The sequence below is a fragment of the Brotomerdimonas butyrica genome, from assembly GCF_025567305.1.
GTDB classification, from domain to species: Bacteria; Bacillota; Clostridia; order Peptostreptococcales; family Anaerovoracaceae; genus Lentihominibacter; species Lentihominibacter butyricus.
The window spans coordinates 30,016-54,964 of sequence record NZ_JAOQJP010000015.1; the positions used below are offsets into that span (position 1 = coordinate 30,016).

General features: G+C 46.2%; 21 protein-coding genes. 3 read left to right on the forward strand and 18 right to left on the reverse strand.

The annotated features are described in order from the left end of the window. Positions 1-3 precede the first annotated feature (3 nt). From OCV59_RS10610 to OCV59_RS10680, 14 genes are all read right to left on the reverse strand, one after another. Entirely contained in the window at positions 4-3,837 is a 3,834-nt protein-coding gene (locus OCV59_RS10610) for an antirestriction protein ArdA (protein ID WP_147594430.1), read from the reverse strand. A gap of 154 nt (positions 3,838-3,991) precedes the next feature. Further along, positions 3,992-6,082, reverse strand: coding sequence for a DNA topoisomerase 3 (locus OCV59_RS10615; RefSeq protein WP_002610336.1), 2,091 nt, complete (start codon positions 6,080-6,082; stop codon positions 3,992-3,994). A 201-nt stretch (positions 6,083-6,283) separates the two neighbouring features. Next, complete coding sequence (locus OCV59_RS10625; protein WP_002610332.1) at positions 6,284-7,012, reverse strand: DUF4366 domain-containing protein; 729 nt, start codon at positions 7,010-7,012, stop codon at positions 6,284-6,286. After that, positions 7,002-7,259 carry a DUF4315 family protein gene (locus OCV59_RS10630; protein ID WP_055153476.1) on the reverse strand — a complete coding sequence of 86 codons (258 nt, stop codon included), beginning with the start codon at positions 7,257-7,259 and terminating at the stop codon, positions 7,002-7,004. Before OCV59_RS10630 ends, OCV59_RS10625 begins: the two co-directional genes overlap by 11 nt. 31 nt (positions 7,260-7,290) lie before the next feature. Continuing rightward, positions 7,291-9,327: a C40 family peptidase gene (locus OCV59_RS10635; RefSeq protein ID WP_117605126.1), complete on the reverse strand. Its 2,037-nt coding sequence runs from the start codon at positions 9,325-9,327 to the stop codon at positions 7,291-7,293. 49 nt (positions 9,328-9,376) lie between these two features. Continuing rightward, positions 9,377-11,812 carry a VirB4-like conjugal transfer ATPase, CD1110 family gene (locus OCV59_RS10640; protein WP_002610325.1) on the reverse strand — a complete coding sequence of 812 codons (2,436 nt, stop codon included), beginning with the start codon at positions 11,810-11,812 and terminating at the stop codon, positions 9,377-9,379. Beyond that, complete coding sequence (locus OCV59_RS10645) at positions 11,760-12,164, reverse strand: PrgI family protein (protein ID WP_003529188.1); 405 nt, start codon at positions 12,162-12,164, stop codon at positions 11,760-11,762. Before OCV59_RS10645 ends, OCV59_RS10640 begins: the two co-directional genes overlap by 53 nt. Positions 12,165-12,185: 21 nt before the next feature. After that, positions 12,186-13,055, reverse strand: a complete 870-nt coding sequence (locus OCV59_RS10650; RefSeq protein ID WP_002610323.1) for a VirB6/TrbL-like conjugal transfer protein, CD1112 family — start codon at positions 13,053-13,055, stop codon at positions 12,186-12,188. A 16-nt stretch (positions 13,056-13,071) separates the two neighbouring features. Beyond that, complete coding sequence (locus OCV59_RS10655) at positions 13,072-13,287, reverse strand: Maff2 family mobile element protein (protein ID WP_002610321.1); 216 nt, start codon at positions 13,285-13,287, stop codon at positions 13,072-13,074. A gap of 198 nt (positions 13,288-13,485) precedes the next feature. Then, positions 13,486-13,653 carry a hypothetical protein gene (locus OCV59_RS10660; RefSeq protein WP_002610319.1) on the reverse strand — a complete coding sequence of 56 codons (168 nt, stop codon included), beginning with the start codon at positions 13,651-13,653 and terminating at the stop codon, positions 13,486-13,488. Beyond that, complete coding sequence (locus tag OCV59_RS10665; protein ID WP_003529196.1) at positions 13,646-15,433, reverse strand: VirD4-like conjugal transfer protein, CD1115 family; 1,788 nt, start codon at positions 15,431-15,433, stop codon at positions 13,646-13,648. The genes OCV59_RS10660 and OCV59_RS10665 overlap by 8 nt, the downstream gene beginning before the upstream one ends. Next, on the reverse strand, positions 15,430-15,906 hold the full coding sequence (locus OCV59_RS10670; RefSeq protein WP_002610294.1) for a PcfB family protein: 477 nt from the start codon (positions 15,904-15,906) through the stop codon (positions 15,430-15,432). The genes OCV59_RS10665 and OCV59_RS10670 overlap by 4 nt, the downstream gene beginning before the upstream one ends. An 82-nt stretch (positions 15,907-15,988) precedes the next feature. Further along, positions 15,989-16,207, reverse strand: coding sequence for a DUF5348 domain-containing protein (locus tag OCV59_RS10675; protein WP_002610290.1), 219 nt, complete (start codon positions 16,205-16,207; stop codon positions 15,989-15,991). 19 nt (positions 16,208-16,226) lie between these two features. Then, entirely contained in the window at positions 16,227-17,132 is a 906-nt protein-coding gene (locus OCV59_RS10680) for a DUF6017 domain-containing protein (protein WP_147594431.1), read from the reverse strand. A 434-nt stretch (positions 17,133-17,566) separates the two neighbouring features. On the opposite strand from OCV59_RS10680, the gene OCV59_RS10685 reads away from it, so the two are divergent. Next, positions 17,567-18,697 carry an ABC-2 family transporter permease gene (locus OCV59_RS10685; RefSeq protein WP_262584347.1) on the forward strand — a complete coding sequence of 377 codons (1,131 nt, stop codon included), beginning with the start codon at positions 17,567-17,569 and terminating at the stop codon, positions 18,695-18,697. Between the two features lie 108 nt (positions 18,698-18,805). Here the strand turns inward: OCV59_RS10685 and OCV59_RS10690 are convergent, their stop codons facing one another. After that, entirely contained in the window at positions 18,806-21,052 is a 2,247-nt protein-coding gene (locus OCV59_RS10690) for a tetratricopeptide repeat protein (protein WP_147594433.1), read from the reverse strand. A gap of 249 nt (positions 21,053-21,301) precedes the next feature. Here OCV59_RS10690 and OCV59_RS10695 point away from each other — a divergent pair, with 249 nt between their 5' ends. After that, on the forward strand, positions 21,302-21,436 hold the full coding sequence (locus OCV59_RS10695; RefSeq protein WP_004844681.1) for a hypothetical protein: 135 nt from the start codon (positions 21,302-21,304) through the stop codon (positions 21,434-21,436). Between the two features lie 47 nt (positions 21,437-21,483). Here the strand turns inward: OCV59_RS10695 and OCV59_RS10700 are convergent, their stop codons facing one another. Both OCV59_RS10700 and OCV59_RS10705 read right to left on the reverse strand, forming a co-directional pair. Then, positions 21,484-22,092 carry a hypothetical protein gene (locus OCV59_RS10700; protein ID WP_055056667.1) on the reverse strand — a complete coding sequence of 203 codons (609 nt, stop codon included), beginning with the start codon at positions 22,090-22,092 and terminating at the stop codon, positions 21,484-21,486. Continuing rightward, the gene (locus OCV59_RS10705) at positions 22,085-22,270 is read right to left on the reverse strand and encodes a hypothetical protein (protein WP_014080774.1); all 186 of its coding nucleotides are present in this window, start codon (positions 22,268-22,270) and stop codon (positions 22,085-22,087) included. The genes OCV59_RS10700 and OCV59_RS10705 overlap by 8 nt, the downstream gene beginning before the upstream one ends. Positions 22,271-22,607: 337 nt before the next feature. On the opposite strand from OCV59_RS10705, the gene OCV59_RS10710 reads away from it, so the two are divergent. Then, positions 22,608-24,293: a recombinase family protein gene (locus OCV59_RS10710; RefSeq protein WP_147594434.1), complete on the forward strand. Its 1,686-nt coding sequence runs from the start codon at positions 22,608-22,610 to the stop codon at positions 24,291-24,293. 224 nt (positions 24,294-24,517) lie between these two features. Here OCV59_RS10710 and OCV59_RS10715 read toward each other — a convergent pair whose 3' ends face one another. After that, positions 24,518-24,913 carry a DUF4357 domain-containing protein gene (locus OCV59_RS10715; RefSeq protein ID WP_147594435.1) on the reverse strand — a complete coding sequence of 132 codons (396 nt, stop codon included), beginning with the start codon at positions 24,911-24,913 and terminating at the stop codon, positions 24,518-24,520. Positions 24,914-24,949: the final 36 nt, after the last annotated feature.

A 24,949-nucleotide genomic window follows, 5' to 3' on the forward strand; every position in this document is an offset into this window, starting at 1 on the left:
GCGTCAGCTCCTTTCCAAATCCTGTGTTTTCTGTTTTGCCTGTTTCTTCGGTGTCTGTTCTTTCGCTGCTTTAAGCTGCGCCCGGATAGAGGGCTTCTTTTCCGTTTTTGCTGCCTTGCCACGTTCCTTGTCAGCCTTGACAGTTTCCGCAAGGTCAACAAGGGAAATGGTTTCTCCTGTCTTTACCTTTGCTTCCAATTCTGCGACGGTCGGGGTGTTGTTTATCTGCCCGTCAATCATGTTGTAGTTTTGCTCGGTGGTCTGCTCGGCAGTTTTCAGATAGTTTTCCGGCTGCAAAAATTCCGGCACTTTCTTATAACCGAAGCTGTCTACATAGTGGGCGGTGTCCTGCCCGTTCTGATGAAGCACCACTACGTCGGAAACAGAAAGGCTGTGTCCCTTAAAATCTTTCGGGTGGTCGATATTAAAGCGGGTGTAAATATCTTCAAGGGAAGTCCCCGGCGTAAGAGGTGCGGAATAGACAAGGGCATAGTTTTTCGGGTCTACCCGGTGTCCGGCGGCAATCAGACGGTCGTAAGGCTCAAAACGCAAGTCCCTTGTTTCGTCCCCGCCTTTTATCTGATAAATGGAAAAGGTGTCTTTGTCCTGTGGGGCTTCCTGCTCCGGCTGCTCCTGTGCGGGTTGTTCCTGTGCAGCTACCTTTTGCTGCCGGATATGCGCCCGCTGTAACTCGGTAGGCTTTTCCCCGGTAAGGGGAGCAATCGCTTTCACATAATCAGCCGCATAGTAGGCGTTACTGGTAAGCTGCCGCTGCCATGCCCCGGCTTTTGGCGACCAACGGAAGCCATTACTTTTTAAGGCTTCCCGCGTGGCTTCGTCCGGCTTATCCTCAAAGAAGATTTGCAGTCGGTTCGCTTCGGTGTTTGCTTCCACCTTGCCGCCGTCAAATTCCCAACCTACAAAACCGATTTCTTTTTGCTGTGAAAGGGATTTGATACGGTCTTTCACGCGCCGGATTTCTGCGCTGTTGTTGGATAACGCCCAAGTCGCAAAGGGCTTGTCCTCCAAATGCCAACTGCTCGCCATGTCTGCTTTCAATTTTTCCAGTTCCTCCGGCGGTAAATGCGGGCAGCCGTCAAGGGTCTTATGCTTGCGGTAGTAGGCGTTTACGGCTTTCATGGTTTCCTGTGATTTTTCAAGGCTTTCCAGTTTCTTTTCTAACTTCTGTACTGCCTGCGGGTCGTCTGCGCTGATACCGCCCATGCCGGTACTGCGGATTTTATCAAGAAGCCCTTGTATGTCCTGCCATTCCCGGTAATTGCTGTCGCGGGCTGCGTTCTGCTTTTCTTTCTTCCTTGTGGGGAAGTTAGAGCCGCCCGCAATCAGGATAGAGGGAACACGCGCGTCAATCTCATAGCCTTTATTCATGTTCGCCGCCAGTTTCCGGGCATAGGTGTCAAGCAGGCTGTCGATTTTCTCATGGTACATCGGGTCTACCCGCTGTTTCTGCCTTTCTGCAAGTTGTACGGCTTCATCTACATAGTGCCTGTATTCAGCCGTCGCGCTGCCTTGCTTATAATCGGAAAAACTGTTCATATCCTTTGCACGTTTGGCGGCAGCTTCATTGATAGTATAATAAGGGGCGGCGGGTGCAGCCTGTTCCGGCTGTGCTTCTTTTTCCTGTACCGGGGCTGTTTCTTCGGGAAGCTCCGGCGCGGCTGCTTTTGTTTCGGGCTGTTTGGCGGCTTCCTGTGCGGGCTGTGCCTGTTCGGTGGTCTGTTCCTTATCCTGTGCCTTTTGGATTTCTGCAAAATGTCCGTCTATGGTATCAATCAGATTTGCGGCGGTGCTGCGGATTGTTTCAAGAGAGCCTTTCAGTTCTGCAAGTTCTTTTCCGCTGCTCCACCCGGCGATATACCCAAAAGAATAGTCCGACGTATCAAGCCCGTAATGTTGGCAGACCGCATAGGCGACGCTTTCCGCCTGTACCTCGCGGGTGCGGCGGTCGGGGCGTTCCGGCATGGCAAGGGCGGTATCATGCAGCGTGGCGTGGGCGATTTCATGGATTGCGGTCTTGATATTCTGCAATTCGTCCATGCCCTCGTTGATGAAGATACGCTTTTCCTCATAATTGCAGCGTCCTTTTACGCCGCCGCTTAGTGCTTCAAATCCCATAGCAAACGGGGAAGTCTTTTCAAGGGCAGCGAAAAAATCCTTGTATTGTTCCACGTTGCCCGTAAGCTCATAGGTAAGGGCAGGAAGTTCTTTTCCCTCGGTCTGTGAAATATCAAAGACAGATACTACACGAAAAGCGGGTATCTTGATTTCTTTTTCTTCGGTAACAGGTTTTCCGTCCTTATCGAAAACAGGCTTTTGGGTGTCCGGGTCGATTTTTTCCACCTGCTTCTTGACGGTAAACGGGGACGGTGCAAGTATCTTGATAGCTTTTTCTCCGGGCTTTACATGGCGGTCAAATTCCTTTTCCCATTGTTTATAGCCTTTCACAAGATTGCCGCCCTGCATGGCGATAAGGATTGTATTGTTAAGGCTGTAATCATGGAATTTTGACATGGTACGCAGATAATCGGCGTAACGGTCGCTTTCATACAGTCCTAAAATTCCCTGTTCCAGTCGGTCGGTAATCTCTTTCATTTTATCGGCGGGCTTTTCAGAAGATAGGATAATCGGGAGAACCGGGGGCTGCTCTGTGGCGGCGGTTTGTATGGCTGCGGAAGCGTCAAGGTCTGCCTGTTCCTTTTCCTGTACTGGCGGCTGCGGCGTTACCCGGTATTCCTCCGGCACGTCGCGCCCGTCGTACCACTGTGTAAAGGTGTTGCGGTTATTGTAGATATAGCCCTGTTCGGTAAAGCTGCCCCCGTCATTGATAGCAGCGTCCCGCCCGTATTCCTCATACATGAAATATTTTTTTGCTTCTTCGGGCAGCTCCAACTCGTCCAGTTCTTCAATCAGATAATGCCCGTAATCTTCCTCACTCTGTACGGACGGGTAAAGCCAGTAACAATCAAGGTTTTGTGCAAGGTTGATAATATCCTGCAAGTCCCTTGTATGGTCGCCGTATTCCATAGCTGCAACAAATTTTTCCCGGTCGTCGTCAAACTGCATTTTCAAAAGTTCGCTCAAATAGTTCAGTTCGTCAAGGCTTTCAAGCTCGGTCAATTTTCCTGCCAGTCCTGCAATAGAGGACTGGTATTCTGTGATATGCAGCTCCCCGTAGTTTTTGCCGTCTATCCCGATACGGTCAAAGACTTCTTTCAAATGCTCGGCAGTCGTGGGGAATGATACCCATTCGCCCGCAGGTCTGCCCTCGGTGTACTTTCCAAGATTAGAAAGATACCCGCTTAAAATCGTTTCTACCATGCGTTCGCTCCTTTCGTTTTCAATCATACGGTGCATAAGTTCGTAGTCCTCCATGCTCATGCTCCCGTCAAAAATATAGGGGTCGGGTTCTTCGCCGTCCCGGTAGGCTTTTTCAGAGAAAGGAAGCCCCGCAGCGTGGGCGGCGGCTCTTACTTCCTCGATAAGCTCCGGCGGCAGCCTGTCGTCGTGGGCTTCGATAAATTCCCCGATATTGCTATATCCGTTTTCGTAGTGGCGGCGCACCCCGGCGGTCAGCTCGTCAAGGTTCATATCCTCGCCAAGATAGCCGGAATAATAGCCGTTTACCACAACGGCGGCAGGGTCAGCCTGTTTGATTTCTTCCATGCGGCTTCTGTCCTCCGGGTAAATGTAGTCGCTCATTTCAAGGTGGAAATATTCGGCGTTCCAAGAACGTCCCGTTTTCCAAAACGCCACCCAAGCGATACCGTCCCTTAATTCTTCTTGATAGTCCTTTACGGTGTCCCGTAAACTTGCCATGTGTAACCTCCTTTCTTCGGTTTCAGAGGGTAAAACCCTCCATAAAACAGAGGGTTTGGGAAACTTCCCAACAAGCAAAAATCCCCGCCGTTCTCGGTAGAGAAAGCAGGGATTTTACGGAAAAGGGTACTCTTTTCCTATGCTTGCTATTCAGTTATTTCTTCTTCGACAGTTCAATGCGGTAGTTGACATATTTCCCGCCTGTATCAGCCAATACGATAGTTCCGTCGTAGGTTTTGCCCGTCTTTGGGGAATAGAGCTTTTTCACATTTACTTTGCCGGATTGTAAGAGTGCAGCGGCAATTTTGGGGGTAAAGGTTACTTTTCGTTCTTCAAAGAAACGGTCATTTTTCCACATGGTAAAGCTACATTCCTTATTGCTGCAATAGTAGTTTTTCTTTCCCTCATAGACAGGAGAACCGCAGCGGGGGCAGCTTCCCAACGCTTCCCGTTCCGGCTTGAACATCTGCGCTTTATCATCAGAAAGAAACGGATAGGTCTTTACCAGTTCCCGCGCCATATCCTCGATACCCTCCATAAATGCGGCGGGGTCTGCCTTGCCTTTGGCAATCTGCGTCAGATTGTTTTCCCATTCTGCGGTAAGCTGCGGGCTTGTCAAGGTGTCCGGCAGGACACACACAAGATTGATACCGTCCTTTGTGGGAAGTAGCTGCTTGCCTTTTCGCTCCACAAAGCCGCCCTTTACCAGTTTTTCAATGACGGCGGCGCGGGTGGCGGGAGTTCCAAGCCCTTTGCGTTCTGCGTCCGGGTCGGTGTCCTCACTTCCGGCGCGCTCCATAGCAGAGAGCAGCGACGCTTCGTTGTGAGGTTTTGGCGGTGTTGTGTCATGCTCCGTTACCTTTGCCGTCGGATTTTCAAAGGTCTGTCCCTCGGTAAATGGCGGCAGGGTCTTTTCTGTGTCACTGTCTGCGTCGTCCGTTTCGGGCTTGTTCTTTAAGGCTGCCCTGTATCTTCGGTCAATCTCTTTCCACCCGTCGGACAGCACCGTTTTTCCCCTTGCGATAAAAGACTGTCCGGCACATTCAAAAACTGCTGTAACCGCTTCAAAGGTATGCGGTGCAGCGGTCGCCATGAGCAGACGCGCCCCGGCAAGGGTAAGGATATTCCTTTCGCTTTCCGGCAGCGTGGCAAGGTCGGTCTTTGCAAGCTCCATAGTCGGGATAATGGCATGGTGGTCTGATACCTTTTTACTGTTCAGCACCTTTCCAAGCTCCGGCGTGAAGTCTTTTCCCGCCATAAAAGAAAATTTCCCACAAAGCAGCTTGATAATGCCCGCCGCTGTGTCGCTCATGTCGTCGGTCAGAAATGCGCTGTCTGTTCTCGGATAAGTAAGAAGTCTTTTTTCATACAGAGATTGTGCAAGGTCAAGGGTCTGCTTTGCGGTATAACCGAACAGGCGGTTTGCTTCCCTCTGTAAAGAAGTAAGGTCAAAGAGCTTCGGCGGGGCTGCGGTCTTTTTCTCTTTCACAAGGGAAGCACAGACTGCTTTTGACACTTCGCAAGCAGCTTTCAGCTTGTCAGCTTCGGAACGGTCAGATAGTTTTTCGCTTGCAGCTTCCGCGCCGGATAAGACAAGGCGCACATGGTAGTATTTTTCTTTCTTAAATGTGGTAATCGCTGCGTCCCGGTCAACAAGCATTTTTAAGGTCGGGGTCTGTACGCGTCCCACGTTCAAGGTATGATTGTAAAGGACAGAGAAAAGGCGGGTGGCATTGATACCGATTAACCAGTCAGCCTTTGCCCTGCACAATGCGGAAGCAAAGAGCGCGTCGTATTCCTCGCCGTTCTTCAGACGGGAAAAGCCCTCTTTGATTGCGCTGTCCTCCATAGAAGAAATCCAAAGGCGGCGCATAGGTTTCTTGCAGCCCGCCATTTCATAGACAAAGCGGAAAATGAGTTCGCCCTCGCGCCCCGCGTCGCAGGCATTGACGACTTCGGAAACGTCTGCCCGGTGCATAAGCTCTTTTAGGGTTTTGAATTGCTTTTCCTTGTCAGAAGCAACGGTGTACTTCCATTCCTGCGGCAAAATCGGTAAGCTGTCATAGCTCCACTTTTTATATTGTTCCCCGTAGGTGGCAGCTTCCGCAAGCCCTACCAAATGTCCCACGCACCAAGAAACGATATAGCCGCTTCCTGTGAGAAATCCGTCTTTCTTTTCCTTTGCCCCCAGTACGGCAGCGATTGTCTGTGCCACACTGGGCTTTTCTGCGATAACTAAAATCAAATATAAGTTCCTCCTTTCAGCGTTCCGGCTCGGTTTTCTTTTTCTCCTGTACCTGTTTCAGACAGTACCCCACACAAGGGGACTGTCCCTTGTAAGGGCAGGAAGCACAAGCAGGGGGATAAGGAACAGGCGGCGCATTATCACGCCGCCCGTTCGGTTTCTGTATCATCATCTTTTCAAAGGGATTGTTGGTAAACAGGGTCATAGGGTTTCTTCCTCCGTTTCTTCATCTTCGGGAGTTTCCCCGGTATCTGCTTCCGGCTCGTCCTCGTCGTAGTCCTCAAATTCAAAATCTTCAAGGTCGGTATCGCCCTTTACATTCTGCTTCGGCTTTAGAAACTTAAAGTAGTAGAACGCTGCGCCGCCACCAAGCAGGGCAAAGAGGACTAAGGCAAGCACCACACCGGGATTGCCGCCTTTTTCTTTCAGTTCTTCCGGCTGCTCCGTTGGTGTTGGGGTAGGTTCTTTGCCTGTGCAGCCTGTCATACTGGTAACACATACCGGGCAGGACGTGTTTACCTTTCCGACTTCGCATTTTTCCGTACAGTTACAGATTTCCGGCTTTTTGGCAGCTTCGCCGTTTTCGGTCAGTGCCATAAGGTCGGCTTCGTCCACTTGATTTAGGAAATGTACGGTCTGTTCGCCCTCGGCGGCGCGGTCAATGAGGATATAGAAATAGTTGCCGCCTTTGGTGGTAACAGTGATAAGTTGCTTATTGCCGCCGTAATCGTCAACCAGTGTAGCGTTTCCCTTTGGGGTAAGGGGCGGCGTTTCCTCTTTTTCCTCCACAACTACATTACTGTCGTTGGTCGCGTCCCCGGCGGGCGGCTCTGTGGCTGCGCCCTGTGCATAGGCAGGGACAGAAAAACCGCCCATAAGGATAAGGGCGGCACAAAGGGCAGTCATGGTCTTTTTCAGTTTATTCTTCATCTGCATTTTCCTCCTGTTCGTTTTCTTCTGCGGGTGCGGCAGTCATGCCGGGAATACCGCCGCCGGACAGCATAGCGTTCAGTTCCTGCGGGGTCAGACGCATAGCTCGTACAAGCTGCACGATTTCAAGGTTTTCCGCTTCGGTTTTCTGCACTTCCAGTCCTTTTAACTTGTTCTGATACTCTGTGATTTTCTCGCGGGTCTTTGCGATTTCCTTATTGATACGGTCAATTTTATTGTTTGCCATAGGTCATTTCTCCTTTCTTTTTGGGGTTGCTTTACCAGTTCATCAGCCCGTAGCCTTTGATACATTGATAGTTAAGGTCATAGCTCTTTATCTTGCAGGCGTCGCCGGAATTGCCCTCAACGGTATAGACGCGGCTACCGTCCCTGCCAAGCACAAGCCCCACATGGTCGGCAACGCCGTCTAAATCCCAATCGAAAAAGATAGCGTCGCCCGGTGCGATATTCTCATAGCCGCGTGCGCCCCATTGTCCCCTTGACTGAAACCAAGGGACACCCTGCCATTCGCAGCCCGCAAAGCGCGGTTCGCTTTTTCCGGCTTGATTGTAGCACCATGATACAAAACAGGCGCACCATTCCACGCGGCTGTTAAAGCCGTACCAAGACCAGTAAGGGTAGCCGCCCACATTTCCGACTTGCTGCTTTGCAAGCTCCATAAGCTCTTGATTTCCGGGGCGCGTACCGTTTACAAACTCCACACCGCTTAAATCCTCGGACGGGCTTCCGTCGGGAGAACCGCCGCCAAAAATCAGCGGTTTGTTGCCGCTTGTTTCCAAATACACCCGGTACATTTCAAGCTGCTGTGGCGTAAGAAGTTCCTCCGCAAGCTCTGAAATCGGCTTGTTTGTCAGTTTCACATTTAAGATGTGATACTCATAAGGGACTTCCTCGGTGGTGGTTTCCCCGGTTTCCGGGTCGGTGCTTGTTTCGGTGCGGTAGCGTATTTCCACTTCCTCGGTCAGCGTCAAGGTGTACTGCATGGAAAAGATACGTTCAAGCTCTGCCTGTGCGCTCTGCGGGGTGTAGCTCTGCAAGAGGGCGGTCAAGTAAGACGCAAGTTCGTGGGGGTTATGCCCGATACTGTCAAGGTCGTAGCGGTATTCATCATAGCCGGGGTGGGTGCTTTCGATATTGTCAATCTCACTTTGCAGCCCGTTTTCCAATGCGGCATAGTTGTTTTCAACTGCCACAAGGTCGCTGTCCTCGGATGTGTAGGAAGTGCCAAGCACCCCGTTTGTCAAGCCCGAAAACATAGCCCCGCAAGAGGACAGCCCTGCGGAAATCATAATAAAGAGAAGCAGCGCGGCAACTGCAATCAAAATGCCCGCCGGGTGTCTTGCCGCAAATGCGGCGGCTTTCCTCGTTTCCTCGGCGGTTTTCTTCGCCGTCTTTCTTGTGGCTTCCGCTGCGGCTTTTGCCCCTCCTTTCTTTGCCGCCTTTGCATACTGGCGTTTTATCTGCTGTTTCTGCATGAAACGGGAAAGCGGGTTAGAAGTAAGCTGCGGGTTGTCGTGCAGGGTTTTGTGATACTGGAAGTTGACGTTTGCCTTAAATGCTGCCTTTTCTGCCTTTGCCGCTTCCCGGTAAGGTTTCAGCTTATGGCTGCGGTAGCCCTGTTTTAACTTCCGCGCCCCGTATTTCGCGCCGCGCTCGGCAAGTTCCTCCGATTTATGCGCCCCCTCAACGCCGGAATTGTCCTTTTCAACGGAATGTATCTTGTTGTGGACGAAAATCCCTGCTTCCTGTGCGGGGCGGGACAGCGGGTTTCCTTTTTTGCCGCCGGGTATCGGTTTTTCCTGTTCTTCAAAGTGAAGTCGGGTCTTTGCCTTTCCTGCGGCTTCGTCAAAGGTGCGCTCCTTAACCAGTTTCTTTTGCTTCGGGATAGCTGCCTTTGCTGCGTCCAGTCGGTCAGCGGCTTTGTTTGATTTCTCAATATAGCATTCCAGTTCCGGGACGGCAAGTTCTTCCTCGGTAAACTGCAAGCGGGAAGATGTTGTTTGTACGGTAACTTCCTCCTGTGCTTTATGTACCGCTTTTTTACTGGCTCTGCGGGTCTGTGCTGCTTCGATATGCTCCATAACGCGCTCTGCTGTGGCGGTGTCCCTTGCGGGGGAAGCTCCCGGTGCGTGGGGTAACGGGGAAGTTTGGGACGCTACACCTTGAAGCTGCGTCCCGTCCTGCGCCGCTTGCTGCTCCGGGGACTTTTGAAAATCCGCGTCCTGTTCCCGTTTACTGATACGCTCGGCGGTCTGCTGTGTTTCGTTTACCTCAATAAGCCCGTCGCGGGTCATTTTCTGTGTGATTTTATCGCGGGATTTATATTGCTTCATGGTCTGCACCTCACTTTCCGCTTTCGGAAACTTCCTCCGGCTTCGTCGTCATTACCCTGTAAAGCTCGGTATCTTTCGGGAAGCGGTCTACAAAAGGCAGCACCACATTTCCATAGAAGATAAGCCCCTCGCCCGCTTCGGTGTGGGTAACATACTTCATCTGCTGCGGGGAAATATTAAGCTGCTTTGCAAGGATAGTACGGTCGCCCTGCGCTTGATTGAGCATGAGGACAAAATCGCTGTTCTCAAAGATATTTTCCACCTCGCGGCTTGCCAAAAGGTCTTTGACGTTCTGCGTAATGGCTGTTGGGATACCGCCCCATTTACGGAAACGCTTCCAAATCTCCACGCTGTAAGCGGCGGTCTGTTCCTCTTTTAAGAGCAAGTGAAATTCGTCCATATAGTAGCGGGTCGCCTTTTTCTCTGCCCGGTTTATCGTTACCCTGTTCCATGTCTGGTCTTGCACAATGAGCATACCTAACTTTTTAAGCTGCTTTCCAAGCTGCTTTATATCAAAGCAGACAAGGCGGTTAGAAAGTTCCACGTTGGTTCTGTGGTTGAATACGTTAAGGCTGCCGGAAACATACAGCTCCAATGCCGCCGCGATACGGGCAGCTTCCGGCTCCGGCTGTCTTAACAGCTCGTCGTAAAGGTCGCCCAAGATAGGCATTTTTGCCGGGTCGGGGTCTGCAAGGAACGGGCGGTACACATTTCTTACAGCCCTGTCAATGACGGTCTTATCGACAGGCTGCAAACCCTCCTTGCCTCCGATAACAAGCTCGCAAAGGGAAAGGATAAAATCACTTTTCAGCGCAAGGGGGTTGTCGTCCTCGCTGTAATTAAGGTTTATGTCCATAGGGTTTACATACTGGGGCTTGCCGTCAATGCCCCTGCCCGTAGGGGAAAGACGTATCACTTGCCCATTAAGACGCTGCACAAGGGAAAAATACTCGGCTTCCGGGTCGCAGATGATAATGTCGTCGTCGGTAATGAGGAAAGCATTTGTCATTTCCCTTTTTGCCGCAAAAGATTTTCCGCTTCCCGGCGTTCCCAATATAAGCCCGTTGGGATTTTTGAGCTGCTTTCTGTCGCAGAGTATCATGTTGTTAGAAAGGGCGTTCAAGCCATAGTACAGGGCTTGCCCCGTCTGAAAAAGCTCCTGCGTGATAAAGGGAATGAAAATAGCGGTGCTTGATGTGGTAAGCCCCCGTTGTATCGGGATAAGGTTTTCCCCAATCGGCACACTGGATAAAAGCCCTGCTTCCTGCTGATAGTCAAGGCGTGTCAGGCGGCAGTTGTATTTCTGTGCGATACCCGCCGCAGCGAAAATATCATTTTCCAGTTTCCGCTTCGTGTCTGCCATGTTTACCACAAGGAACGTAAGGAGAAACATTCGCTCGTTGCGGCTCTGTAAGTCCTGCAACAAGTTCTTTGCTTCGCTGCCAAAGGTGGCAAGGTCGGACGGGATTATATCCATGTCATAGCCGCTTCTAACCGCTTTTTTCTGTTCCTCAATCTTCATCTTGTCAAGGTCTGTGATTTTGCGCTTAATGGTCTTGATTGCTTCCGACTGGTCGATACTGCGGATATGTAAATTGACGATTACCCCTGTTTCCAAGTCCAGTATGTCGGCAAGCATACGGTCGTTAAGCTCCGGCGCAAGGATTTCAAGGAAGCTCGCCGCGCCGATTTTCTTCCCCATGCGGAAATATCTGCCCTCGCCAAAACGGAAAGAGGACGGGGCGATAAAATCCTTTGTAGACAGCCCCGACGGGGTAAGCCAGTCAAAGGAAAAGGAGAACGGCTCGCCCTCCGGGTGGAATACCCCATGCAGCACCTTTAAGCGTTCATAGCCGGATAAGGGGCGGGCGGTTACGCCAAGCACCTTGAAATTGTTAAACACGTCGGTTTCGATACGGGAAAGTCTTGATTTTGCAGCCGCCTTGTTATCGGCTTCAACGGTAAAGGTAATGTATTTGTGCTTCACAAGCCCGTTGTTGCCTTTACTAAGCTGATTTTTCAGCATATCCGAATACTCGGTGCGGATAGAGTTAAAAGCGTCCTCCTGTGCCGGGATAGTGATAGCTTTTTCTGCCTGTTCCCGCTGCGTCCCTTGATTGATGAAAGAAAGCTGCACGCTCACGCTCGCGTCAAAGTAGTTGAGGAAATCGCACCAGTTTTCAAAAATGGCGGTCTTATCGTCTGCCTGTGCAAGCTGATAATTGATGTCCTCGAACACGACGCACTTTGAATATCTCTTTTCCGTAACCTTGCAGATACCGTCCGGGTACATGGCAAGGTAAGGAATGGTCTGCTGTGCGGTGCGGGCTTTGCCGTCCCCCTTTGCCTTTCGGATAGCTTCGGCAATCTGTTTCTTTTCGGCGCGGGTCAGCTTACGCCTGTTTCCTGCGGCTTCCCGCGTCTTTTTTGTTTGTCCTTTTGACAATCGCTGATACCTCCTTTTCAAGTTTTCGCTGCTTTTCCAAGACAGCGTATAGGTTTTCGGTTCTGTAAGGTCGCTCCTTTGGGCGGGTAAACTTTGTCTGAACGACATTTCTTACCACCACTTCAAGGGGCTGCCCATGTTTTTCATACATGGCAAGCAGGAAACAGGGGAGCATGACGACAATCATCGCCATAGCCGCAAGGTTTGTCCCTGCGCTGCCTTTGAGCAAAAAAAACAGCGGCAGTCCGATTAAGAGAGCCGCCGCAAAACAAACGATTTGCCGCTTTGTCAGATTGAAAGCGACTTTTGTTTTGACTTTGGAAAGGTCTTTGGGTACAGGTACATACGCCAAGAAAATACCTCCTTTCTGCCCTTAGTGGGCGTTGAATATGGATTTTGCCAGTGTGCCGGATTTGAACAGGGAAAAACAGAGGATAACCGTATAGGCGGCAAGGGAAAATACCGCGCTGTGCAGATTGTCTGCGATTATCATATCGTTTACCAGTACGGCGTAAATACCGACACATATCATAATGAGGAAGCCTTGAAAACCAAGAGCGAACAGCCCTTTTAGGTAGTTGTTTCCAATCTGTCCCCATTCTCTGTTGGTCATGGTCGCAAATGGAATAGGCGATACCGAACAGTAAAGGTAAATCTCTATCATTCTGCCGTAGAGGATAACGGTTATCAGTACGGACATGATTTTCATGCAAAGGCTTACAAGGCTTGTTTCAAGCACAAGTAAGAGCAGTTCGGGGATTTCCATATCTTCAAGCCCCTCCTGCATGGCGGCAAGGGCTTCGGCAACGTCGATATTCGTATCGCCGCCGATAACCCCCGCTGCGCCGGAAACGATATGCTGCGCCATATCAAAGACCGCCATTGTGATGTTGAACGTGTTGGTTACGATAAACACCGCGACAAAGGCTTTGAATATCCACTTAAAGAACATGAATGTTTCTATGTCGTGCATATTGTTCTTTTCCGTTACCATGCTGATTAGCTCGTAGCATAGGACATAGGTAATGACAAGCCCCGCAATCGGAACGATTACATTTTCAGAAAGGGTCTGTATCATGCTGAAAATATTTGCGTTCCAACCCTGCGGGGTCTGTCCTACCTCGTTTGCGATAGTCCCGACTTTTTCGTTTACGTCCCCGAACATAGTTGACAGATTACCGTTTATCGCTCCGATAAGGATTTCCTTTATCCATTCGTTAATCGCGTCAAGTATGCTCTGCATAGGCAGCTACCCGCGCTTAACCGAACAAGCCGGAAAGCAGAGGTACAAGGATAGTGCCGATAAGGGCAACGCCGCCGCCCGCCATGAGCTGCTTAATGCCCTGTGATTTCGCGCCCGGATTGTCGTTACCATATCCCTCTAACAGATTGATAACGCCCCAAATGCCAAGTCCTGCTCCAAGAGCGATAACCAAAGTCTGTAATACGCCGATTGCGCTGTTGAAAAATTCCATAAAACTCCTTTCTGCCGCAAATGCGGCTTGCCCGTAAAAGGGCATAAAAAACGGCGGTCAGTTTTCAAACTGCCGCGGTCATAAGTCCCCGCGCTGCCTAAATGTCTGCTGCGCGGCGGTATTCAGTTGTCAGTGTGGGCGATAGGAATTTTTGTAGGGGCGCGTATCATGCAAGTTGTCTTTTTCTTTGTTACTGCGTCAATTCCTCCTTTCTTTTCGCTGCTGCTCATACAGGGCTTCACACCGTTTCACAAACTGCCGGATAGCAGCCTGCCGCTGCTGTTCCCGTCGTTCAGCAATCGAAACAAGCCCGTTTATGGCTTCTGTGATTTTCTTGTCCTTTTTCTTTCTGATACGTCTATTCATGGTCGGTGTCCTCCTGCAAATCGCTTTCGCTGATTTCGTAGTAGTCAAATACTTCGTCCGGCTTCACAAGGGCGGGTCTGCGCCTTAAATGCTTTTCCATATCAAAAGTATTTTTCTTGTCATAGTCGGAAAGATATTTATAGTTGGGGTGCTTTGTAATGTCGTACTTATCAGAGAAGAACGGGCGCACCCCTCGTAGCTGTAAAATACATTTCCCGCCGTCCATAACCGCTATTTCATCTTCCGTCATAAGCTGCTTGCCTAACTTCTGATAGTTCAGCCCATGCGATACCTCGCGCCCCCGGTTCTCGGAAGTGTTGAAGCTGTCAATGGTTTCTTTCCCCAAGATTTCCGACATTTCTTTGAGGGTGGTTTTCTCCTTGCCGCCCAAGAAAAGGGTGGTGTCGCAGTTGCCGACTATGGTATCGGCGTTGTCCTTATAGATTGCCTTTAACTGGCTTTGCGACTGTAAGATAATCGACGCGGAGATTTCCCGGCTTCGTATGGTGGCTATGAGCTTTTCAAACTTCGGTATCTGCCCGATATTTGCAAACTCGTCTAACAGACAGCGCACATGGACGGGCAGCCTGCCGCCGTATTCATCATCTGCCTTGTCGCAAAGCAGATTGAAAAGCTGCGTGTAAAGAATACTCACGACAAAGTTAAAAGTATCGTCGGTGTCGCTGATGATAACAAACAGGGCGGTCTTGCGGTCGCCTATGGTGTCAAGCTCCATTTCGTCGGTTTCCATAAGGTCGCGCAGCTCCTTAATGTCAAAAGGGGCAAGCCGCGCACCGCAGGAAATGAGAATAGAGCTTCGTGTCTTTCCCGCAGATAACAGGAATTTCTTGTACTGCCGGACGGCAAAGTGTTCCGGGTCTTTTTCCTCCAACCGTTCAAACATGAGGTCAACGGGGGACTGAAATTCCGGGTCGTCCTCGCGGGCTTCACTGGCATTTATCATTTCAAGCAGCGTCGTGAAGTTCTTTTCTTCCTCCGGGGCTTCGTACCAAATGTAGCCGATAAGGGCGCAGTAAAAGAGCCGTTCCGATTTTACCCAAAAATCCTCCCCGGCTTTTTCCCCGTCCCCTTTGGTGTTGGCAATCAAGGTATTTACCAGTTTCAAAATGTCTTTTTCGCTGCGGATATAGGCAAAGGGATTATAACGCATGGATTTCTTAAAATTTATCGTGTTCAGCACCTTTATCCGATACCCGCCGCGCTGTAAGAGCTTCCCACACTCGACTAAAACCGTACCTTTCGGGTCAGTTACAACGTAGCTTGAGTGCATTTGCATTAAGTTGGGCTTCACAAAAAATCTCGTCTTGCCGCTGCCGCTTCCCCCGATAACAAGGATATTTTTATTCCTTGCATACTTCGGCTGCTTCGGGCGGCTGTTCATGGTAAGCCGTTCCGTCTGTGTCAGAAGCACGTTATTTTGAAATACCGGGTCGGTATAGGGCTTTATATCTTCGGCGTTGCCCCAACGGGCTGAACCGTATTCGATACCTTTTCGGTATTTCTTCGCGTTCTTGCCTTTGAAGTACACCATAAGCCGGATAAGGACAGCCCCCACAATACCGATAAGCAAATCCATAGGGGCAAGGCTCGGAAGCGGGGTTGCAAAGGCAGCGGAAAAGCCGTCTGCAAGGGAAAGCACCTTGCCGGAAAGGTCAGCCCCCGGCGCAAGGCGTACCGCTTGTCCGATTTTGTCAAAGAGATAGACAAAGAGCAGATAGGGGGCATTTAGGATAAGCAGCTTTTTAAGTTCCGGCTTCATAGCGATACCTCCCTGTCCTTTTTCTTCACTTTGTCCTTCTGTGCGTTCAGAGCTGCCGCCTTGTCTTTCAGAGTGGAAAGCAGCTTGCGGATAGAGGGCTTTTTATCCCTGCCTAATTTCTTTGCGGTAAATTCCCGGAACGCTTCGGTCATAACGTCAATATCCTTGCCCTTAAAAGACACAAGATAGGTCGGCGGCTTGCCGTTCTCAATCTTCTTGACGTTGTAATCAAGCCCGCTTTTCCTTGCGATAGGGTCAAAGGCTTTGATATTTTGGTCGGTAATCTCAATGTTGGAAACCTTTTCTCCCTGCTTCATAAGCTGCCGCATAGTGATTTTCCCATGCGGGGCTTTGGTTAGCTGCCCTTTGCCTTTGGCAAGCAGGGCTTTCATAGCCTTTTGCAGCACTTCGGCGGTCAGCTTAGATGTTTTGATTGCTAAAGACACGACTTTTTCATTGACTTCATCTTGCATGAAATCCCTCCTTTCATAGTTTGGTTAGGGTGGTGTGCCGCTTCGGGGCATAAAAATAAGGCGTACATTTTTCATGCCGCCTTTAGATACGCACCCGCAGCCCGTTCAAATCCGAAGCCCTCACACCGACAAGATACCAGTTGTCCCCGTACTCCATGCGGGTCGGCTTCCATTTGCCGCGTACAAACACTTCAAGGCAATCCCCACAATGCAATCCTCCGTAGTAGTCGTTAAGGTCAAAGCGAATGTCGTAACGGTCTGCCGTTTCATCAAAAATCAAAGCTCCTGTTTTCTGTGTCATATTAAAATCCTCCTGTTTTTTAATAGCCGCCGTACATATCGTGGTTGACAAGGGCGGTGTAATAGCTGTCAATGGTGTTGGGCGCGTTGAAAAGTACCGCTTTCAGATATTGCTTGATGTTACGGATTTTCGTGGTGTTCTCTTTCATGCAGTCAAAGACAAATTCAATGTGGCTGCTGTTCAGCTTCATAAACTTTGCTTTGACAAGCTCTGCCGGATAATCGTCCCCGGCGATACGAATTGTCTTTCGTTTGGTGCAGACAGTTTCAAGGATAAGGGACACAATCTCGTCCAAGCGTTCCCTGTCAATGTTGGTATGCTTGATAAAATGCTCATACTCGATATTGTCCTTGATGATTTCCTCATACACGCTGTATGCGTCTGCCGCTTCCGTTCCTTTCCGTTCCGGCTCTGCCGTTTCTTCCCTCAAAGGAGAGGGGTTAGGGGAAAGGATAGGAATGGAATGGTTACTTGATAAATCCGTATTTGATTTTTCTTTTTTTGGTAAGTCAGTCTTTTGTATATCTTTATTTAATTGCATTGGATTTTCCAACGTAGGTTTTTCCTGCGTAGGATTTTCCAATGTTGGATTTCCCAATGTTGGATTTTCCAATGTAGGTAAATCCAAGTTAGGCGGCTGCTCATAGATGATGTAATCAGTTCCCCGCAAGCGTCCTTTCTCGTCGCGCTCCCTTGAACGCTGAATATATCCGGCTCTTTCAAGATCCCGGACAGCTTCGCGGATAGCGTCGATTTTTTCCCGGTTGATATAGGACAGTCCCGCAAGGGTATAGTCCCAATCCTCCGGCAAGGACAGCATTTGCGATAACAGCCCTTTTGCCTTTAGGGAAAGTTCTTTGTTGCGTAAATGGTGGTTGCTCATAACCGTATATCCTGTGTTTCTCTCCACGCGGAAAACTGCCATAGCTTCATCAACTCCTTTGCTGCATATTTGTTACGCGGTAGAACAGCGATTTTAAGGGTTTAGGTATCAATCCCTTACCCTGTGAAAACCGTACCCGCAAAGCCTTGTGTAGCAAGACTCTTTTTGCCCCTACTGCGTAACATGAGGGTAAAAAAATAGCGGCGTTCCTTGTTTCCCGGTTGGGATAAGGTAACGCCGCCAGTGCGGTGCTATATGAAATTGTGTGATTGCCGACGTGCCGCGCCGCCAGTGCGTCGCGTTTGTATTGGGTTGTTTCATGCTCGCAAGATGTTCCGGCATATCAAGGCGCAATCCGTTAAAAGTAGTAAATTGGTAGTAAAATCAATCTGAAATCCTGCGAATGTGCTTGTATTTCAAGGGTTTTTCGGGATAATCAAAATTTTTGCCTGAAAATTAATGTATTTGCAATCGGATTGGCATTGATACTTGCTGTCATTTTTAGTGGATTTGCAGTTACAAGTAATCGCTATGTGGATGAGAATGGAAATGCTAGTACTGGAATTATGGCAACAAGAAAACTTACAGATAACAGACGAGCATGGAAAGGTACATTGACAGAAGATGAACTTGGAAAAGTTATAGAACAAAATAAAAATGCGATGACACAATCCTCAGAAGAAAATGCGATTTACGGAACGACATTACAACCGATAGATGATATTAGGGGTTTTATAATATCGGTATTAACACCGGATGCAGAATATGATGAAAGTGTTCTGAATCAAATTACAGAAGAAAATGTGCAAGAGTTCTATGACACTTATCATAAAAATATGGAAAAGATGGCAGAAGAATATGGAAAGACTTCTGTACAGAAAAAATACTTGGAAAAGAAATATAATGAAATAAAATTACCAGTAGAATACGAATCTTATAGTTCATGGGATACTATGATTATGTATGTAGAAACGTATTCTATTATTCTGGCAATCATAGTTGGTTTTATTTGTGCTGGAATATTTGCAGATGATTTTCAGACAAAAGCAGAAGCAGTATTTTTCTCTACAAAGTATGGACGTACAAAAGCTGTTAAAACAAAAATACTGGCAGGAATAGCTACGACAGTTATGATTTATTGTATGGGAATTATATTACTTAGTGTGATTTGTTTTGGAATTATGGGAACCAGTGGTATGAATACACCTTATCAAATGTATCAGGCGTATAGTATTTACATTATGTCATATGGACAATACTATTTGTTGACAGTTGTATGTGGATTTATAGCCAGTATGCTGGCGGCTGTAGTGTCTATGTTAGTAGCGGCTAAAATGCATACAATTAGTGTCGCTGTTTGCATTCCGTTCTTTTTATATTGCTTATTGCCATTTATAGGACGGGCACTTTCTGGGTATACAACGCTTTTCAATTTGATACCAACAATTTTGACAAATGTACAGGCAAGTGTAAAAGTCCCACTTATTTATCAGATTGGGAATTGTGTATTTCGACAAATTCCGCTTGTAATGGTAATGTATACAGTGATGGCAATAGCCTTACTGCCTTTTATTTATAAGAGTTTTCGCAGATACGGAAATAAGTAAAAATTGTATTCATACTCATAAAAAACAAAGTAAGTAAAATATTTTCTGGAAAAATCAAAGCATAATTTAAAGATTTACGGCGGGCAAGTTGCCCGCCGTAAATTATGCTTATTTTGTTAAAAGACCGGATAGATTTTTTCCAATGCAAAATCCAATCTGTGGATATAACTCCTGAATTTCCTGATATTTTGCTTCAATCATTTCTGGTTCATCAGCCCAGATCTTTTCATATATTTTGAAAGCTCTTTTAAAATGTGTTTTGGCTTGCGGAAGATTGGCAGTCATCAGATAAATGGTTCCAAGGGTTTCCTGTACTTTGGCATAATCCAGACAGTCATCGGAATGGTATTCCTTGATGATGCCGGATAATTTTTGTAATTCGGAGATTCCTCTTTCGGGTTCCTGCTGTTTTGTCAGGAACATTGCATAATTGGCAATCTGAGGTATGCTGTCATTTATATGAAGCAGGTTAAATTGGTCAAGCAGTGAGATACTTTTTTCCATGTGTTCCCTTGCAAGATCGGGATGAGCGTTCATGCGGTAAAGTCCACCGAGATTGGCATGAAGGTTGGAAACAAGGCGAGCATTGTCAGCAGTGATAGTTTCTATCTGGGCAAGTGCATCCTTTTCTAGTTTTATTGCTTTTTCAGGTTTGGTTTCAAGAGTTGCCTGAAAATCTAGTAATAATGCCCGGTCAGAGTCGGTTCCAATGTTTTTTGTCCTTAACAGCCCCGTCAGTTCCTGAATGATTCCATTCATACCTTTGTGGTAGTTATAGTTATCCATGTATGGAAATGCATTTTCCAGAAAAAGCAGATACTTTGGTATATCATTCTTTTCAATCAATTCTATGATATTTCCGATTGTTTGAAATAGCTTTTTGTAATAAGCTACTTCCATTCCATGCATTAAACATATTTTCTGTAAAGAATCCAGTAATATGTGACAGCTACTTACAGATGGTTTTGTCTCTGAAAGGGCAATTTCCTTAATCATAGGATGCAGGGAGATTGTGTGACGTGTAGTTGTCTGCACAAAACCAGTTTCAATCAAGTCGTTAATTTCATTTAAGGTAGGCAGTTTCAGCCATTTGGCGAATATGCGGGCAGAAATACCAGTGTAAGGAAGAAAACACAAATTGCACATGATATCCTGCTGTTTTCGGGATAAAGCATATAGTGAAAATAGAGTATGGATATGACTATAATAAGTGGCTTTACTGCTTTGACCATCCTTGATTATCTTAATTTTATCTTCATTATCGAGAGATGCTCTTTCTTCCTGAAGTTTTGCTAATAACTGACCTGGAGTTGAAATTCCATTTTCCAAAAGTTTTGCAGCCAGTTCTACAGCAAAAGTATGATAGTGTACGGTCTCTATGATTTTTTCGACGGTCGAACGATACTTGTCTGCTTCTGAATAAAATGCAGATGTCAGTTGGAAAAGAATGTTTATATCCTGTATTTCTTTTAATTGAAAAGTACAGTATTCATTCAGATTACTTCTGGTCGTAAATAAAATCTGGCAGCGATATTTTAATACTACTGACAGAAAGCTGTCCTGTGTGGCAGTGACATTAAAATTATCTATGATAAGCAGAGTATCAGATTTCAGGGAACGCAGGAAACGGTTATGTCTTTGAAACCGTTCCTGTTCAGTGCTTTCCGGAAGATCGTCAATAAAATCCATGTCAGTAATGTCCTGATGAAGATTGCCGGTATATTCTACATAAAGGATATTGGTGTATTGCTTTATGTACCGCTTTGCGTAGGCTTTGGCAAGTTCACTTTTTCCGATTCCGGCGATTCCGCAAAGAAAAACATGACGGTTTTCCTCAAGCATGGTATATAATTCTTCTAGTTCTTTATCTCTTCCGATAAAATGACGGCATGGTTTCGGAACCTCACTGTCCATAATATAATCCAGCACAATAGGGGATAAAGCGCCTCCGGCGAGCAGCTTCTGATTTTTGGTATTACGTTTGATGAATTGGCGTTCCATGCCAAAAGAAATCAGTTTTGCAAGAAACAGCAGTCTTGAACTGGCTGGTTTATATAAGGGAGTCAGATTTTTCTTTTTCGTATCTGAGATGCTGTCATCCTGAATGAATAAAGTGTAAATATCTTGTATAGCCATATTACAGTCAGACATCAGTGGAAGAAGATTCTGGTGGATGGTATGGGCTAATTTTTCCTGATTGGATGGCTTGGAATAGTAAGCGGATATTTTAGGACTGATTTTAGCCTGACCAGTCATCCAGCGGCAAACCAGACCGTTATCCATTGAAAAATCCTGATTTGCCGGATCATCCATAAAATCTTCAAATAATTCGTATAAAAAATCAGGCTGACTCATTTGATTACTTTCGCTGATATGATTTTTTAAGCAAGTGCTAATAGAAGAAAAATCGCATCGATTCAATAGAAATTCCCCTTTCGTAGTTAAGATTGAGTATATCTATCATAACACGAACATATATTCGATTCAAGAAAATACGGATATTTTTAAAGTAATTGTGTCAATTTACAATCAATTTCTATTCAATGTGGTTTTCAGGCAGGTTCTGTAAAATAAGCTCAGAACAAACAATAACGGGAGGAGCTTATGCAACAGAATATTGAATTTGAGCGGTGCATTGATTTTCTGGTACGGATGATTGATAAGTACGGCGAAGAAGTCCTCCGGGAGTTGGAGGAAGAAAAACAGAATAAGGAAGAAAAAGAAGCGGCAGTTTCCTGAAATACAAAATGTAAATCAGACTGTCGCTTTTTTCATGCATTTTTAAATCAAATAAATTTTAAAAGCTGATGCAGAGTGTGTGGCTCATTATTCTGGGAAGCAGTAATACGAGTATCAAATGGTTTGAAATGATTCTGTGTATAAAAGTTCAGAAGAAATTCATTATCTTCGCATTCAAGAAACTCCATAACGCCACCTACGGAATATTTGAGACTGGATATGGTTTCCAGTGCAAATCCCAGCAGAATGTTTCCAGGGATTCGTTTTTCTTTTGGAAGAGAATAGTTCTTTCCTAACTGTGCAATCAGGTAAGCTGCTGTGGTATAGGATTGTGTTTCTTCATCCAGAATACTGACACGGGACAATTTCTTTGCCATTGTTTTACTGATGTTTGAGGCCCGGACAGAGATTGGCTTTACTGTAAGGGAAAAATAGCCAACCAATGAAGCATCTTCGGCATCAAATACCAGATAAGTGATGGATTGATCTTTTTTCGTAAATTCAATTGCATTATGTAATAAAAAGTATTCAACATCGGGATTTTTGGGACAAGAAAAATCGGAGAGTAAGTCGTAAAGACTTTCCTCTCCGATATATGTCGGTTCGTCTTTATCCAAATATGCCCGAATATTAACGGTAAAATATTTATCAGACATGTTTTTTCTTCCTTTTTGACATTAAAGCTAAGATTTCCTGTGGGTTCGTTAACTGACGTCCGGGAAGTGTCTGCTTTGGTGTGCGGTCACGGTCGGCTTCGTCAATTGCTGCGACAAAACGCTTTACGCTATTTGGATTGGATACGACAAAATTATGAGTAATACTTGAAGTAGCCATACTAACACCTCCTCTTTTTTGGCTTTTTTGTGTATTTATAGTATATGCAATGTGTGATAAAAACACAATATCAAAAACAGAAATTCTTTCTAAATAATTTTCAAGCCGGACATTTATTAGACGCTTCCGGTAAGCGAACAATATTTTCGAGCCAATCATTTATAAGTCGCCAATGGTGGGCGGGCAATATTTTGATAACAGAAATGCTCTGTATCTAACTTAATTATACGATTGGCGAAGAAATGCGTCAATACGGAAAATAAGTATTGAAAATAGTTGGAACAAGCACTAAAATAAGGTTGGGACAACAAAACAGAGTTATACTGCGAGGAAGATTATGAAGAATAAAAAGATTAAATGCGATATATATACCAGAGTATCCACAACCATGCAGGTAGATGGCTACAGTCTGGATGCTCAGAAAGAAAAACTCAAGAGATATGCGGAATTTCAGAATATGGAAATCGTAAATGAGTATTCTGATGAAGGTAAGTCTGGAAAAAGCGTAGAGGGCAGACCGGAATTTCAGAGAATGTTGGATAATATTGAGAATGGAACAGATGAGGTACAGTTTGTACTGGTGTTCAAGCTTTCCAGATTCGGTCGTAATGCGGCAGATGTATTAAACTCTTTGCAGAGGATGCAGGATTTTGGAGTGAATCTGATCTGTGTAGAAGATGGAATTGACAGCTCAAAAGATAGTGGAAAGCTGATGATTTCTGTTCTGTCTGCGGTGGCAGAGATTGAACGAGAGAATATCCTTGTTCAGACAATGGAAGGACGTAAGCAGAAAGCCAGGGAAGGAAAATGGAACGGAGGATTCGCTCCATATGGTTATGAATTGGTAAATGGAGAATTACAGATTGCAGAGGACGAAGCGGAGATTATTCGTTTGATTTATGACAAATTTATTCATACAAATATGGGAATCTCTGCGATTGCTGCATGGCTGAACCAGCATGGATATAAAAAGAAAAAACGACAGAATAATACATTGGACGCATTTGCCTCTTCCTTTATAAAAGGCGTTCTGGATAATCCGGTATACTGTGGAAAGTTGGCTTATGGACGAAGGAAGAACGAGAAAGTTTCAGGAACAAGAAATGAATATCGCATTGTAAAACAGGGAAATTATATGCTGCATGATGGTATTCATGAAGGAATCATTTCAGAAACAGATTGGGAGCTGGCACATCAAAAACGGGAAAAAACAGGTGTGAAATATGAAAAGACGCATAGTCTGGATCATGAGCATATCTTATCTGGAATATTGAGATGTCCGCTATGTGGAAGCGGTATGTATGGGAACGTGAACCGAAAGAAAAAGAAAGATGGAACCTTATATAAGGATTATTTCTATTATGCCTGTAAACATCGTCGTCTGGTAGATGGTCATAAATGTGGATATCGTAAACAATGGAGTGAGGAGAAGATTAACAATGCAGTGGAAGAAGTTATTCGGAAGCTGGTGAAGAATCCTAAATTTGAAGAAGCAATTCTGAATAAAATTGGTTCAAGAATAGATACAGAAGAAATAGAAAAAGAGATTGACGGATTGGAAAAGCAGCACAGGCAGCTGACCGGAGCAAAAGCAAGACTTGGACAGCAGATGGACAGTCTGGATATTATGGATAAATTTTATGAGAAGAAATATCAGGATATGGAGACAAGGTTATACCGTCTGTACGATGAGATCGAAGGCGTGGAGAACAGTATAGAGGAAGTTAAGAACCGCCTGCTGAATATCGAGCAACAGAAAATATCAGAAGAAAACGTCTATCAATTTCTTTTATATTTTGATAAACTATATGATAAGTTCACCGATCTGGAGAAGAAAGAATTTCTTAACAGCTTTGTAGAACAGGTGGACATTTACGAGCAGGAGCAGCCGGATGGCAGATTCCTGAAGCACATAAAGTTCCGTTTTCCGGTGTATTTTGGAGACAGAGAGACACAGGAACTTTGTTGGGACAACGAAAGTACCGTTGAGACGGTAGTTTTGATGTCAAAGGTACAGAAGTAAATCGTGTAAATAGCCTTAAAATAAAGCATTTCCGAGAGATGGAGGTATTCTTCCGGCTCTCGGATTTTTTTGTTTTCGGAGGTTGCTACCCCAAAGAAAACAAGGGTTGAGTTGACAGGTTGAAAATGGGCAGTGTTGAGTTGACAAGATGATTTTGTGTAGGGTTGAGTGAATAGAGTGGTTAAATGAAAAGCCAACCGAAAATGAATCCGGTTGGCATGAGATTATTTTTCTTCGATGTTTTTTAGGGTGACACCTTGTGCGTTACGCCATGTGGCATTTCCACTCAAGCTGGCTCCGCCGATGTATGAGGCAGCAGCAGAAGGACTGGTAAATAAAATATCCTCTGTAAGCATAAAGTTCTCGTCTACTTTGGACGCATACTTTTCGCGGTTACGCAATGTTGGATCTGGGCAGCTTTTTGTAAGTTTTGCAGATATCTGGCTACCCTTTAATACTACAAAGCCCTCACTGGTTCGCTTTCCAGTGGCTTTTACGCCAGAATGGTCGAAATACAATAATTCATCGGAAGTATCTGTCACGGTAGCAGCATTTTCTATGGCTACTTGAGGTGTACCCCAAAAAGTAGAGTCTGAAAAAAGATGATATAATAGAGACAATACGGAGGTACACTATGGCACGATCAAAGTATTCAA

Excerpts from the sequence above, each read along its gene's own strand:
- OCV59_RS10610 (WP_147594430.1), bottom strand. The coding sequence starts at position 3,837 with ATGGCAAGTTTACGGGACACCGTAAAGGACTATCAAGAAGAATTAAGG.
- OCV59_RS10625 (WP_002610332.1), bottom strand. The coding sequence starts at position 7,012 with ATGAAGAATAAACTGAAAAAGACCATGACTGCCCTTTGTGCCGCCCTT.
- OCV59_RS10630 (WP_055153476.1), bottom strand. The coding sequence starts at position 7,259 with ATGGCAAACAATAAAATTGACCGTATCAATAAGGAAATCGCAAAGACC.
- OCV59_RS10635 (WP_117605126.1), bottom strand. The coding sequence starts at position 9,327 with ATGACCCGCGACGGGCTTATTGAGGTAAACGAAACACAGCAGACCGCC.
- OCV59_RS10650 (WP_002610323.1), bottom strand. The coding sequence starts at position 13,055 with ATGCAGAGCATACTTGACGCGATTAACGAATGGATAAAGGAAATCCTT.
- OCV59_RS10655 (WP_002610321.1), bottom strand. The coding sequence starts at position 13,287 with ATGGAATTTTTCAACAGCGCAATCGGCGTATTACAGACTTTGGTTATC.
- OCV59_RS10660 (WP_002610319.1), bottom strand. The coding sequence starts at position 13,653 with ATGAATAGACGTATCAGAAAGAAAAAGGACAAGAAAATCACAGAAGCC.
- OCV59_RS10665 (WP_003529196.1), bottom strand. The coding sequence starts at position 15,433 with ATGAAGCCGGAACTTAAAAAGCTGCTTATCCTAAATGCCCCCTATCTG.
- OCV59_RS10670 (WP_002610294.1), bottom strand. The coding sequence starts at position 15,906 with ATGCAAGATGAAGTCAATGAAAAAGTCGTGTCTTTAGCAATCAAAACA.
- OCV59_RS10675 (WP_002610290.1), bottom strand. The coding sequence starts at position 16,207 with ATGACACAGAAAACAGGAGCTTTGATTTTTGATGAAACGGCAGACCGT.
- OCV59_RS10680 (WP_147594431.1), bottom strand. The coding sequence starts at position 17,132 with ATGGCAGTTTTCCGCGTGGAGAGAAACACAGGATATACGGTTATGAGC.
- OCV59_RS10690 (WP_147594433.1), bottom strand. The coding sequence starts at position 21,052 with ATGAGTCAGCCTGATTTTTTATACGAATTATTTGAAGATTTTATGGAT.
- OCV59_RS10695 (WP_004844681.1), top strand. The coding sequence starts at position 21,302 with ATGCAACAGAATATTGAATTTGAGCGGTGCATTGATTTTCTGGTACGG.
- OCV59_RS10700 (WP_055056667.1), bottom strand. The coding sequence starts at position 22,092 with ATGTCTGATAAATATTTTACCGTTAATATTCGGGCATATTTGGATAAA.
- OCV59_RS10705 (WP_014080774.1), bottom strand. The coding sequence starts at position 22,270 with ATGGCTACTTCAAGTATTACTCATAATTTTGTCGTATCCAATCCAAAT.
- OCV59_RS10710 (WP_147594434.1), top strand. The coding sequence starts at position 22,608 with ATGAAGAATAAAAAGATTAAATGCGATATATATACCAGAGTATCCACA.